Annotated in this window: 8 protein-coding genes; all 8 read right to left on the minus strand. The window is 69.6% G+C overall.

Going from position 1 to position 12,328, the window contains the following annotated elements:
- Positions 1-147: 147 nt before the first annotated feature.
- Positions 148-1,239: an amidohydrolase family protein gene (locus DFJ64_RS02825; protein WP_115849024.1), complete on the minus strand. Its 1,092-nt coding sequence runs from the start codon at positions 1,237-1,239 to the stop codon at positions 148-150.
- Positions 1,236-2,840, minus strand: coding sequence for a signal recognition particle protein (gene ffh / locus DFJ64_RS02830; protein ID WP_115849025.1), 1,605 nt, complete (start codon positions 2,838-2,840; stop codon positions 1,236-1,238). The genes DFJ64_RS02825 and ffh overlap by 4 nt, the downstream gene beginning before the upstream one ends.
- Positions 2,841-2,929: 89 nt before the next feature.
- A complete protein-coding gene (locus tag DFJ64_RS02835; protein WP_342768089.1) occupies positions 2,930-5,572 on the minus strand; it encodes a [protein-PII] uridylyltransferase in 2,643 nt (880 codons plus the stop codon).
- Entirely contained in the window at positions 5,547-5,885 is a 339-nt protein-coding gene (locus DFJ64_RS02840) for a P-II family nitrogen regulator (RefSeq protein ID WP_115849027.1), read from the minus strand. The genes DFJ64_RS02835 and DFJ64_RS02840 overlap by 26 nt, the downstream gene beginning before the upstream one ends.
- Complete coding sequence (locus DFJ64_RS02845; protein WP_115851779.1) at positions 5,882-7,249, minus strand: ammonium transporter; 1,368 nt, start codon at positions 7,247-7,249, stop codon at positions 5,882-5,884. Before DFJ64_RS02845 ends, DFJ64_RS02840 begins: the two co-directional genes overlap by 4 nt.
- A gap of 776 nt (positions 7,250-8,025) precedes the next feature.
- Positions 8,026-10,089 carry a hypothetical protein gene (locus tag DFJ64_RS02855; RefSeq protein ID WP_245940924.1) on the minus strand — a complete coding sequence of 688 codons (2,064 nt, stop codon included), beginning with the start codon at positions 10,087-10,089 and terminating at the stop codon, positions 8,026-8,028.
- 59 nt (positions 10,090-10,148) lie between these two features.
- The gene (locus tag DFJ64_RS02860; RefSeq protein WP_115849030.1) at positions 10,149-11,384 is read right to left on the minus strand and encodes a 5'-methylthioadenosine/S-adenosylhomocysteine nucleosidase family protein; all 1,236 of its coding nucleotides are present in this window, start codon (positions 11,382-11,384) and stop codon (positions 10,149-10,151) included.
- Positions 11,377-12,156, minus strand: a complete 780-nt coding sequence (locus tag DFJ64_RS02865; protein WP_115849031.1) for an NUDIX hydrolase — start codon at positions 12,154-12,156, stop codon at positions 11,377-11,379. Before DFJ64_RS02865 ends, DFJ64_RS02860 begins: the two co-directional genes overlap by 8 nt.
- Positions 12,157-12,328 lie beyond the last annotated feature (172 nt).

Genomic DNA, 12,328 nt, shown 5'->3' on the forward strand with positions numbered 1-12,328 from the left:
CTCCCTGGCGGCAGCTCAACACCCGGCCCTTCGCCCGGGTCGCCTCGGCCCACCAGGCGGTCCATGCCACCAGCCGACCACGGCGGGGCCGCGAGCGGACAACGCTCACCGGACAGCCCGCGGCAAGCCTGACGACGGTCCGGAAGCCTACGCGACGATCCGGCCGCGGAGCACGATTCGCGCTGGATGGGCCAGAACGCCCAAGTCGTCGAGGGGGTTGGAGGGGTAGACCACGAAGTCCGCCGGGGCACCGTCGTCGAGGCCGGCGTGGACGCCCAGCCACTCACGCGCCCGCCAGGAGCCCGCCGCCAGCGCGTCATACCTGGAGAGCCCCACACGCTCGTGCAGGAGTTGGATCTCCTTCGCGATGAGACCGTGCGGCAGCACACCACCCGCGTCGGTGCCGGCGTAGATCGGAACACCGGCCTCCGCGGCCGCGCGCAAGGTCTCATCCACTCTGGCGTACAGGGCCCGCATGTGCGCGGCGTACGCCGGGAACTTCACCTCGCCGCGGCTGGCGTACTCGGGGAAGTTGTCGATCTGTAGACGGGTGGGCACCAGCGCGACGCCGCGTTCGGCCATGGTCTCGACGAGGTCCGGAGAAAGCCCGGTGCCGTGCTCGATGCAGTCGATCCCGGCGGCGAGGAGAGCGGGGAGCGCGTCCTCGCCGAAGACGTGGGCGGTCACCCGGGCGCCCTCCTCGTGCGCCGCTGCGACCGCGGCGGCGAGCTCGTCGTCGGGCCAGCACGGCCGCAGGTCACCCATGTCCCGGTCGATCCAGTCGCCGACCAGCTTCACCCAGCCGTCACCTCGGCGGGCTTGCTCGATCACCGTCTCGACCAGCTCGCTCGGCTCGATCTCGACGCCGAAGTTGCGGATGTAGCGCTTCGGGCGCGCGATGTGTCGGCCGGCCCGGATGATGCGCGGCAGGTCGGGGCGCTGGTCGATCCACCGGGTGTCCGCCGCGCTTCCGGCGTCCCGAATGAGGAGCGTGCCGGCGTCACGATCTTGGAGGGCTTGGCGCTCCTGGACATCCTCCGGCACCGCGCCGTTGGCGTCGAGACCCACGTGGCAATGCGCGTCGACGAGCCCCGGGACGATGTAGCCCTCCGCGACGAGCTCGGCTCGGCTGACCGGGGTCTCGCTGATCCGTCCGTCGACGACGTAAAGGTCACGGTGGCGGCCATCGGGGAGGGTGACTCCCCGGACGCGGAACGTCTCCCCCGTGTGTGCCGTCACTGGCCGTCCTTCGAGAGCAGGTCGCGAATCTCCTTGGGCAGCTCGAACCCGTCGGGCGCCTTGGCCGAGGGACCGAGCAGGTCCGGCAGGTCGCTCCCGCCCAGTGGCGAGCGGAACGCCGCCGCAGCGTCGGAGCTCTCCGAGGCGGCGACGCTCTCCTGACGCGCCCGCTTGGCGGGGTTTCCGGACCGACCGGCACGCTGCTTCTTGCTCTTGCCCTTCTTGCCCTTACGGCCACCGCCTCCCACGCCCGGCATGCCGGAAAGCCCGGGCAGCCCAGGCATGCCGGGGAGACCCTTGCCCTGGCTGAGCTGGCTCATCACCTTGCGAGCCTCGAGGAACCGCTCGACCAGCAGGTTGACGTCGGACACGGTGGTGCCCGAACCCTTGGCGATGCGCGCTCGGCGTGAGCCGTTGATGATCTTCGGGTCGGCCCGCTCGGCGGGCGTCATGGACCGGATGATCGCCTCGATCCGGTCGAGCTCGCGGTCGTCGATCTGGTTGATCTGGTCGCGAACCTCGCCGAGGCCGGGCAGCATGCCGAGGATCTTCGACAACGGCCCCATCCTGCGGACCGCCTGCATCTGGGCGAGGAAGTCCTCGAGGGTGAAGCCCTTCTCGGTTTTGAGCTTGTCGGCGACCTCGGCGGCCTGCTTCTCGTCGAACGCCCGCTCGGCCGCCTCGATGAGGGTGAGGACGTCACCCATCCCGAGGATGCGGGACGCCATCCGGTCGGGATGGAAGACGTCGAAGTCCTCGAGCTTCTCGCCCGTCGACGCGAACATCACCGGCCGGCCCGTCACGTAGCGCACGGACAGCGCGGCGCCACCCCGGGCGTCGCCGTCGAGCTTGGACAGCACGACGCCGTCGAAGCCCACGCCGTCCCGGAACGCCTCGGCGGTCGTGACGGCATCCTGACCGATCATCGCGTCGACGACGAACAAGATCTCGTCGGGCTGGATCGCGTCGCGGATGTCGGCCGCCTGACGCATCATCTCCTCGTCGACGCCCAGGCGCCCGGCGGTGTCGACGATCACGATGTCGTAGAGCTTGCTCTTGGCGTACTCGACACTGCGCCGAGCCACGTCGACGGGATCGCCGACACCACTGCCCCGTTCGGGGGCGAAGACCGCCACACCGGCGCGCTGACCGATGATCTCCAACTGCTCGACGGCGTTCGGACGCTGCAGGTCGGCAGCCACGAGCAACGGCTGATGCCCCTGCTCCTTCAGCCAGCGACCGAGCTTGCCCGCCAGCGTGGTCTTACCGGCACCCTGGAGGCCGCAGAGCAAGATCACCGTCGGGGGTGTCTTGGCGAAGCGCAGTCGTCGGGTGTCGCCACCGAGGATCTGGATGAGCTCCTCGTGAACGATCTTGATGACCTGCTCGGCGGGGTTGAGCGCCTGGTGGACCTCCGCGCCCCGCGCGCGCTCCTTCACGTGGCCGATGAACTCCCGCACCACCGGAAGGGCGACGTCGGCCTCGAGCAGCGCGATCCGGATCTCGCGGCACGTGGCGTCGATGTCGGCGTCGGTGAGCCGACCCTTCCCGCGCAGGCGCTTGAACGTCGCTTCGAGACGATCCTGAAGTGTGGCGAACACTGTGGCAGTGATCCTTGGTCGACGTGTTGGGGTCCTGGCCAGGGTAGCCGTCCGGATCGGCGGAGGAAGACAGCTGGCCGGGTCGATTGTCACGGACGACCGCGTTGGCGACGGTCGCGCGTCGTCGTCCGCATCGCCGGCTTCGGGCCGGCCGCCGACCTCAGCGACATCTGCAGGGTACGACGAAGCTGGTCCGCTTCGTGCTCGCCGAGCGGCCGCCCGTCACCGGCTGTGAGGTAGAAGACATCGACGGCCTCACCGCCCCAGGTGCTCACGTGGGCTGAGCGGACGGAGCAGCCCGCGCGGGCCAGCTCCAGGCAGATGTCGCGGAACAGGCCGGGACGGTCGTGGGCGTGCACTTCGAGGACCGTGGCCCGGCTGGACGCCCCGGCCACGATCCGAACCTCGGGCGGAGGTTCGACCGCGGGCCCGGTCGCTCGCGTCCCGAGCAACGACGTCTCCGCGGGAAGGACGGTGGCCCGTCGCCGGTCGCGCACTCCGACGGGGCGGTCGCGCGTGTCGGTGGATCCGACCGCCTCGACCGCGCCGGTGATCGCCGCCCTCAGGCGTTCCCGAAGCGCCGAGGCGTCCGGCAGGTCGCCGGCCACCGTCCACACCGAGACGCCCATGTCGTCGACCGTGTGCACCGACGCCGTCCGCACCGAGAGCCGAGCCGCGGCAAGCACGCTCGCCACCGTGGCCAGCAGGCCCCGGCGGTCTCGTGCCACCACGGTCACCCGGATGGCGTCCGGCCAGACCTTCGGCTCCACCACGACATCGGGGACGCCGCGTCGAGCCATCGTCCGCTGCCAGGGCCGCAGGGGCGACGGCGATGGTGGCCGGCCACGGGCGAGGTGGCTGCGAACGCGCGAGACCAGCCGGCTGGTGAGATCCGCCCGCCATGGTGTCCAGGCCGCCGGGCCGGTGGCCCTCGCGTCCGCCTCGGTGAGCGCGGCCACCAGCTCCAACGTCTCGACATCGTGGAGCACGTCCGCGACCCCGCGGATCGTCGCGGGATCGTCGATGTCGCGACGCGTGGCGGCCTCGACGAGGAGCAGGTGGTGACGGACGAGGGTGGTCAGCGTGGCGACGTCCCGCGGCTCGAAGCCCCACCGTGACGCGATGCGCGGGACCAGCTTCGCGCCGACGACGCTGTGATCGACGAACCCGGTGTCACGGGTCGGACCAGCGCCACCCTTGCCGATGTCGTGCAGCAGGGCCGCGACGAGGAGCAAGTCCGGACGCTGGACACGGCGGACCAGGCGAGCCGCCTCGACGCAGGTCTCGAGCAGGTGTCGGTCGACCGTGTACCGGTGGACCGGGGAGTACTGCGGCGCCCAGCGCACCCGATCCCACTCGGGGAGCACGTCAGCGATCAGCCCGGCCTGATCAAGCGCCTCCCACACCGGCACCAGATCAGGGCCGCTTCCCAGCAGCGCTGTGAGCAACCGTCGCGCCTCAGCCGGCCAGGGCTCGGGCAGCGCCACACACTCGCGGGCCAGCTGTGCCGCCGTCCGCGGTGGCAGCAGGAGCCCGCGATCGGCGGCGCAGTAGGCCACGCGCAACGGCAGCAGCGGGTCCGCGCTCGGACGGGCGTCGACCGCCAGGACCACCTCCCCGTCGACCGTCGCGACTCCGGGTGCCAGCGGCCGGAGGACTGGCCCGGGACGCGGCCGCGGCCGTGGAACCCGGCGTTCCCACCGGACCGCGAGCGCTCGGCCAACCCTCCGCCAGGCGACGTCGAAGACCTGGTTCATGGCCCGCCCCAGCCGGAACACGTACCGCAACAAGGCGTCACGGTCGGGCAGTCCGCAGCCGCGCGCCACCTCCGGTTGGAGGTCGGCGATCAGCCGGTCCGTCGGTCGACGACCCGCCACCTGGTGGAGGACGTCTCGGATGTCCAGCAGCTCCGACCGCAGCCGCATGAGCGTGCCGTGCGGCACCTCCACCAGCCAGGTGGCCGCCAGTGCTCGGAGCACGACGCCGTCGCGTAACCCGCCACGCGCCTCCTTCAGATCCGGTTCCAGCAGATGGGCCAGATCTCCGAACCTCTCCGCGCGCTCCCGACAGCTCTCGGCCAACTCCGGGAGCCAGCGGTGAGCTTGGCGACGCCAGGTGGTGAGCAGCGTGGCGCGGAGCTGGAGGGTCAGGCCGGCGTCGCCCGCGACGTGGCGGGCGTCGAGCATCGCCAACGCGGACCGCAGGTCGGTTCTCGCCGCGTCGAGGGCCTCGTCGAGCGTCCGAACACTGTGGTCGAGGCGCGTTCCGTCATCCCAGAGCGGGTACCAGAGACGCTCCGCCACCGCGCCCACGTCCGGGCACCGTTCGTCGTGCAGGAGGAGAACGTCGAGGTCACTCGCGACCGACAACTCCCCACGCCCGTAGCCGCCGAGCGCGACGAGCGCCACGCCACGCCGTCGGCCCGAGCCGTCGCTCGCCCCCTCCTCCGCTGCGCCGGTGTCCTCGCCCGTCGAGCTGGTCGACGGAGGGTCGATGGCCGCGGTGAAGAGAGAGCGCAGCCGCGCGTCGGCAGCCCGCGTGCGCTCGGCACGCCGCGACGCCCACGGCGTCGCCCTCGAGGCGTCGTCAGGTGACGCTGAGGACGGCGATGGGGGGTGCCGTGTCGACGGATCGACCCGTGGCCGGCCGGTCCATCCCGTTCGGCCACGGGTCAACCGTTGAGACCTCGTCTGGTCTCTCACACCGCTACAGCGCGTCTGGTCCGCGCTCACCCGTACGCACCCGGACGACGGTCTCGACCGGAACGACCCAGACCTTGCCGTCGCCGATCTTGCCGGTGTGGGCGCTCTTGGTCACGACCTCGACGACGTCCTCGACGTCGTCGTCGTCCGTGAGGATCTCCAACCGAACCTTGGGCACGAGGTCCACCTCGTACTCCGCGCCGCGGTAGACCTCGGTGTGTCCCTTCTGCCGGCCGTACCCGCTGGCCTCGCTGATCGTCATGCCTCGGACGCCGAACGCCTCCAGCGCGGCGCGGACCTCGTCCAGCCGGTGCGGTTTGATGACCGCTGTGACCAACTTCATCGGGTCACACTCCCTTCGGTCTTCTCGGCCGGCCGCGCCGGACCAGAGGAGTTGTAGGAGTCGACCGGAACCTCCTGCCCGGACCGCTCCCCAGCGATCCGCCAGGTGCCACCACCGATCGTGCTGAAGTCGTAGGCGGTCTCAGCGTGCTCAGCGAGGTCGATGCCGTTGACCTCGTCCTCGGTCGAGACACGGAAGCCGATCGTCGCATCGATCGCCTTACCGATCAGCCACGACACCACGAACGAGTAGGCGAGCACCGCGACGACCGCCACGGTCTGCCGCCCGAGCTGGCTGAGTCCACCGCCGTAGAGCAGACCGTCGACGCCCGCGGGAGCGGCGGCCGACGCGAAGAGGCCGATCAGGAGAGAGCCCACCATCCCGCCGACCAGGTGGACGCCCACCACGTCGAGCGAGTCGTCGTACCCGAGCTTGGTCTTGAGGCTGACGGCCAGCGCGCACAGGACACCCGCAGCGACACCGATGACGAGCGCGCCGATCGGCGTCACCGACGAGCAGGACGGCGTGATCGCGACCAGGCCGGCGACGGCGCCGGACGCCGCGCCCAGAGTCGTGGGCTTGCCGTCGCGAATCTTCTCCACCAGGAGCCAGCCCAAGACGGCGGCTGCCGTCGCGGCCTGTGTGTTGATGAAGGCGACGCCGGCCGCGCCGTCAGCGGCGACCGCCGAGCCGGCGTTGAAGCCGAACCAGCCGAACCACAGCAGGCTCGCCCCGAGCAGCACCAGCGGGAGGTTGTGCGGGCGCATCGGCTCCTTCCGCCAGCCGACCCGCTGTCCGAGGATGAGCGCGAGCGCGAGAGCGGCGGCGCCGGCGTTGATGTGCACCGCGGTTCCACCAGCGAAGTCGATGGCACCCAACCGGTCACCGATCCAACCCCCGTTGCCGTCGTCGAAGAAGAACACCCAGTGCGCGACCGGGAAGTAGACGAGCGTCGACCACAGCGCGACGAAGACCAGCCACGCGCTGAACTTCGCTCGATCAGCGATCGCTCCCGAGATGAGCGCCACCGTGATGATGGCGAACATCGCCTGGAACGCGACGAAGACCGTCGAGGGAATCGTCCCCGACAGCGAGTCGTCGCCGAGCAGTCCGCGCAAGCCGACATTGCTGAGGCCACCGAGGAGGCCACCTCCGACGTCGGTCGAGAGTGCCAGCGAGAAGCCGTAGAGCACCCACAGGACGCTGACGACGGCGATGGCCGCGAAGTTCATCATGAGCATGTTGAGGACGCCCTTGGCCCGAACCATGCCGCCGTAGAACAGCGCGAGGCCGGGCGTCATCAGTAAGACGAGGGCGGCACTGGTCAACACCCAGGCGGTGTCGCCGGCACTAAGCTCGGGCATCGCTTCGCCTCCTGGAATGTGGTTTCCCACCCGTGGTGGGTGGGCCCGGTGGATGTCGAGCGCCCCATCCACGACGGCGTGGCGGAGCCGAACCCAGACGGACGCGGCCAGCGTGGTCCAGCACTGTTTCACGGGCGCGCGCGATCTGTTGCGCACGGATGACGAGACGAGGTCGACTGTGAAATCCAGGTGAACGGCAGCACAGTCGGCGGAGTGGGTCTCGCTACCCCGGAAAGGCCCTCGTGCAGGCCTTATGCGCGCACACGGTCAGTGCTGCTCGGCAGCAGGCCCAGGAGCACCAGCCGTGCGAGCCGCCGTCGCGGCCGAGGCGATCCACCTCCGTACGGGGCCGCGGTCGGAGTCGCGGAACTCGCGAGCTCGTGGAAGAACGTCACGAACTTCCCGGTGCGACAGGGTACGTCCCGCCCATACGGCGTGGATCTGGTAACCGTGGGGCACACCGCGAGGTCCCCAGGGTCAGGTAACCCGGAGGCGCTCATCGCCGAAAACGATGCTGTGGTCGCCCGCGACAACGTAGGAGGTCCGGTCCTCGCGATGGTGCACGTGCAGATGTGGGATGGCGCCACGCGGACCGACGACCTCGAGGACACCGAGGGCGCCATGCGGCTCCCTCGCCGATGCGAGGATGGACGTCACGCGAGGGTGGAAATGGTCTGTCGGAAGAACGGGTCGACCCGTCACACCTTCGCGCGAGACGCCGAACTGACGCGAGGTTCAACCGACGGCGCCCAGCCGGGAATCCGGCGCCAGCGATGTCAGTCCATCAGCCGGCGGACCGCCGACGCCACCTCCTCGAGCCGTTCCTCGGTCCGCTGCCGCTGTCGCTTGACCCACTCCTTCCCCTCCGCCGCGATCCCCTCGAGGATCGCGAGGGTGTTCGTGAGCCCTGACGCGTCCAGAGCAACCGTCGAGGGGACCCCAAGGATTTCACCGTCCCGCCCGTCACCGTCCGAGATCATGGCGTCGGACGGTGCCTCACTGTCCAGTCCTACCCCGCCATCCAGATACCTTTCGGCGAGCAGCTGTAGGTCGTCGTCCACCAGCGTGTCGTCGAGGAGCTGCGTGTCACCGAGTGCCACTTCGGTCACGGTCACCTCGATCGGATTGCCATCGACCAGGGTGAGCTGGAACGTCTGCCGAGAGCTAGCCAACCCGTCGACGCGGACCGCGGCGACCGCGTCGAAGCGGTAGTTGTGTCGCCCCATCACGCGGTGGGTCCCGTTGACGAAGTCGAGGTCCACATCAACCTGCCGCACCCCGTCGTCAGTCAACAAGAACAGCAGGAGCCGGTACCGGGAGTAACGCCATGGACCATCCAGGACCCTGGCCCGCTTGTAGGACTGAGCTGGTGACGCAAGGCAGGCGTGAGCGATCACCTGACTCGGTCGAAGCCCGCAACTTCGCATGACTTCGTCGAGGATGACTCTTCGGTCGCAGTCGAACCAGAACGCCACCAACGGGTCGGATGGCCGATCGGACAGCTTCCGCTCCCACAAGAAGTGACGGAGCCGACGACCGGCGAGCTCGTGCGCCCGTTCGAGAGCGTCGGCTCTTTCCCGCCTCCGTTCGGTGCTGATGTAGAGCCACGCCCACACGCCATAGATCGCGCCTACGACGGCGAGCACGGTCCAGGCGAGGCCAGGCAGTGGCGAGGCAGAGACGGCCCGGCCAGCCACCCGAAGTCCGCCGGCGGTCGCTGTGACGAGTCCGCCACCGCAGGCGAGCTTGACCCACCACGGAGTACGGAGCTCGTGGACGTACGCGGTGAGACTACCGTTCTCCCACTGCCTCCGGACCCTGCCGACAAGGTGACGAACTAGCCACGCGAGCTGATCGGCGTAGACCCGCTGCTCGCGGTAGATCTCGACGAGCTCGTCCCGCAAACGCTGCCGAATGCCGGCCGTGCCCTCCAGCCACACGTCACGGTCGGTGCCGGCGGGAACGTAGCGTGCGAAGTACCGGTCGAAGAGCTGGTCGACACCACTCGCGAACCCACCCGCTGGTGGACGGCGTCTGTGCCTGGAGGGGACGAACTGGGCCTCCTTGGCTTGGCGACGCTCAGTACGGAACCGCCATTCCGCTCCCGCCACGGCGAACGCCACCAGGCCGAGACCGAGGAGAAGCAGATCGAACCAGGGCGCGAGCGTCCCTCGCTGACCCGCCAGTGGTGCGAGCTTGCCCACGGCGAACAGGAACCCCGCCGTGCCGAGCGCCAACCGGAGCCAGTCACCCGCCGAGATCGCCGCGGGTCTTACCGGTGCGGCTCGGGGACCGGCTGGGGGCGGCTCGAAAAACTTCCACAGCCTCTCCCGCCTGTTCCAGGCTTCGCGACCGGCTTTGGCCCGGTCGACCGAGAGCTGCCACATCTGGTCGACCATCGATCCTTCGAGCAGGGCCCCGAGGTGGCCGACGATGAGGTCTCGTTGGCGCGGTGGAAGCTGGTCGAGCTGCTTGAGCAGCACCTCCGGGTCGGCAGCGGCCGGCGAGCCGAGCAAGCTCACGATCACTCGAAGGCCGGCCGTCCACTCGTCCTGAGTGTCCCGCCATGTAACGCGGTCACAGATGGACCGCAGCTGAGCCACGTCCTCCTTGCCCAGCTGCCGCAAGGTCCGCGCACTCAACAGGGCAAGCAGCCAGTAGAACCGCACCTGGTTGTTCTCATATCCGCGAGCCACGGCGTCCTCGATGTGCTCACGAGCCTTGTCCGGCAGCCCGGCATCGAGACATGCGACTCCGATCTCGAACCGCTTCTCTGGTGTGGCGTCTGGCGGAGCTTGGTAGACGATGTTGAGGTGGACCGCCTCGGTCTGGATGCCCACACGAGCGTTATCGCGCGCGATATTGCCACGGAAAGAGTCCTCGTCGCGCGTCAAGCCATTCATGATGACAACCCCTTGGCGACGGCGATGATCGTGGCCACCTTCGCGGCGAGGTCAGCGACGTCCGCGACCAGGCCCCGCAGCTTCTTGAGCGCCACCAAGGCCTTCGTGGGTGGCGATTCCTTCCTCAAGGAGTCGTCCGCGACGTCGAGCTCGGCTGTCGCGGCGGCATAGCTCTCCTCGTCCAACCGGCCGTCGCGATACGCCCGCTCGAGGAGCCGCCGAAGGTCGGCGAGGTCCGCCGCCAGGTCGATCGAGCGTTCTCGGTCACCGCCGACCACGACCGAACCTTGGATCGTTCCCGCCTGGATGCCCACCCTGGCGTTGCCGGTCGCGATGTTCTGGTGGACGACGCCGAACCGCTCAGATCCCATCCAGTCCGAGCTCACTCCGTCCGGGCCGATGCGCTGGAGCTCCCGAGGCTCAGGCGCCGTCCTCGCGAACTCGGGTCGCGCACGCGTGGCACCGACGGTCATCGGGTTTGCCTGGTCGCCTCTCGGCGCGGCGACCAGCTCGTCCACCAGCGCCACCGCGAAGGCAGCCGCGTGCGCGGCCGCCCGAGGTTGCCAGTTCTCGGCGTCCGTGGCCGCCTTCGTCCCGTCAGCCCGGTCGCTGATGCCCCGGATCACGACGACTGGGAGCGAACGGTTGAGGTGTGCCGCCTGTGCGACCCCAGCCGCTTCCATCTCGATGGCCAACGCGTCGTTGTAGTGCTCCCGCACCCACCGAGCCTGGTCGGAGATCGCCGAGTCGTGCACGACCTCACCCGCGGCGATGGGCCCGAAGTGGACTTTCGGTGTGTCGGCCAGGTCACGCGCCCACTCGTCACTGCGTGCCACGTGCTGGACGACCTGGCCCGCGACGTGCGCGATCTCCCACGCGCGGGGCCGCGCCTTCAGACCGTCGTCCTCGCTCGTGGCCCCGTGATAGGCGTAGACCTGCGAAGCGACCACGACGTCCCCGAGCTTGACGCTCGGCCACAAGGCTCCGGCGACGCCCACGAAGAGCACAGCGGCGGGACCGAACAGGTGGATGGCTCGCTCGGCCAGCACCGCCGCGGAATGGTTGCCCTTGCCCACCAAGCCGAGCGCGACCTGGCAGCGCTCGCCGAACTGCCCGACTTCGAAGCGCGTGCCGCCAGAGGCCCATTCCACGCGCACCTGACGCATCTTCTTCCGGACCGCCTGGTACTCCAGATTCAAGGCGGTGAGGATCACGACGTCACAGCTACTCATCGCCTCGGTCTCCCTCCTCGTCAGTGCCCGATTGGCCGGCGACGGGTTGGTCGGCGCCCGGTGGCTCGGGGGCTGGGCGAGTCATCGGCGGGTGCAATGTCTGTCGAGGACCGCGACGGAAGAGCTGCGCTGGACGACCCGTCTCGGTCTTCCTGGTGGCACCGACCGGGACGACGAAGCCCTCGACGCTCTTCACCTTCCGGTAGAAGTTCCGCGGGTCGAGGCGGACGCCCCAGACCGCCTCGTAGACCTGCTGCAGCTCTGCGATGGTGAACTCCGGGCCGCAGAACGCGGTGGCCAGTGCGGAGTACTCCAGCTTGTTCCGGGCGCGCTCGACGCCGTCGGTGAGGATCTGTCGGTGGTCGAACGCGAGCCGGGTGCAAGGCGACAGCGCGACGTCGACGGGCACCCAGCGTGCGGCGGACGCGTCGGTGCCGGCGACGGGCTCCGGAAGGCCGGGCGCGATCGCGAGATACGCGACGGAGATGACCCGCCCCCGTGGGTCCCGTCCGGGTGCGCCATAGGCGGCGAGCTGCTCGAGGTGCAGCGTGTCGGCGGTGAGGCCGGCTTCCTCGTTCAGCTCGCGGTGTGCTGCTTCCAGCAGGTCCTCTCCTGCGTTGTTCAAGAACCCGCCGGGGAGGGCGAGCTGCCCCTGGTACGGCTCGATCCCCCGCTCGACGAGCAGCGCGTGGAGTCGGCCCTCGCGCAGCGTCAGGATGACCAGGTCCACCGCGAGCAGCACGGCGGGAGGAACCCACTGATCGTCGATCACGGTCGCCAGCGTAGGTTCTTGTCACTTTGACAAGAAGCCCTCGAGCTGGCCGAAGGCGGTCAGGTCACCGGAGAGGCGCCATCCGGAATGGGCGACGTCGGGATGCCCGCCGACCATCGGCTTCCCTGCGCTTGAGCGACCAACGAGGAGCAACCTCGAATGGCAGAGAACG

The sequence above is a fragment of the Thermasporomyces composti genome (genome assembly GCF_003386795.1).
Lineage (GTDB): Bacteria > Actinomycetota > Actinomycetes > Propionibacteriales > Actinopolymorphaceae > Thermasporomyces > Thermasporomyces composti.

Excerpts from the sequence above, each read along its gene's own strand:
- DFJ64_RS02840 (WP_115849027.1), bottom strand. The coding sequence starts at position 5,885 with ATGAAGTTGGTCACAGCGGTCATCAAACCGCACCGGCTGGACGAGGTC.
- DFJ64_RS02845 (WP_115851779.1), bottom strand. The coding sequence starts at position 7,249 with ATGCCCGAGCTTAGTGCCGGCGACACCGCCTGGGTGTTGACCAGTGCC.
- DFJ64_RS02860 (WP_115849030.1), bottom strand. The coding sequence starts at position 11,384 with ATGAGTAGCTGTGACGTCGTGATCCTCACCGCCTTGAATCTGGAGTAC.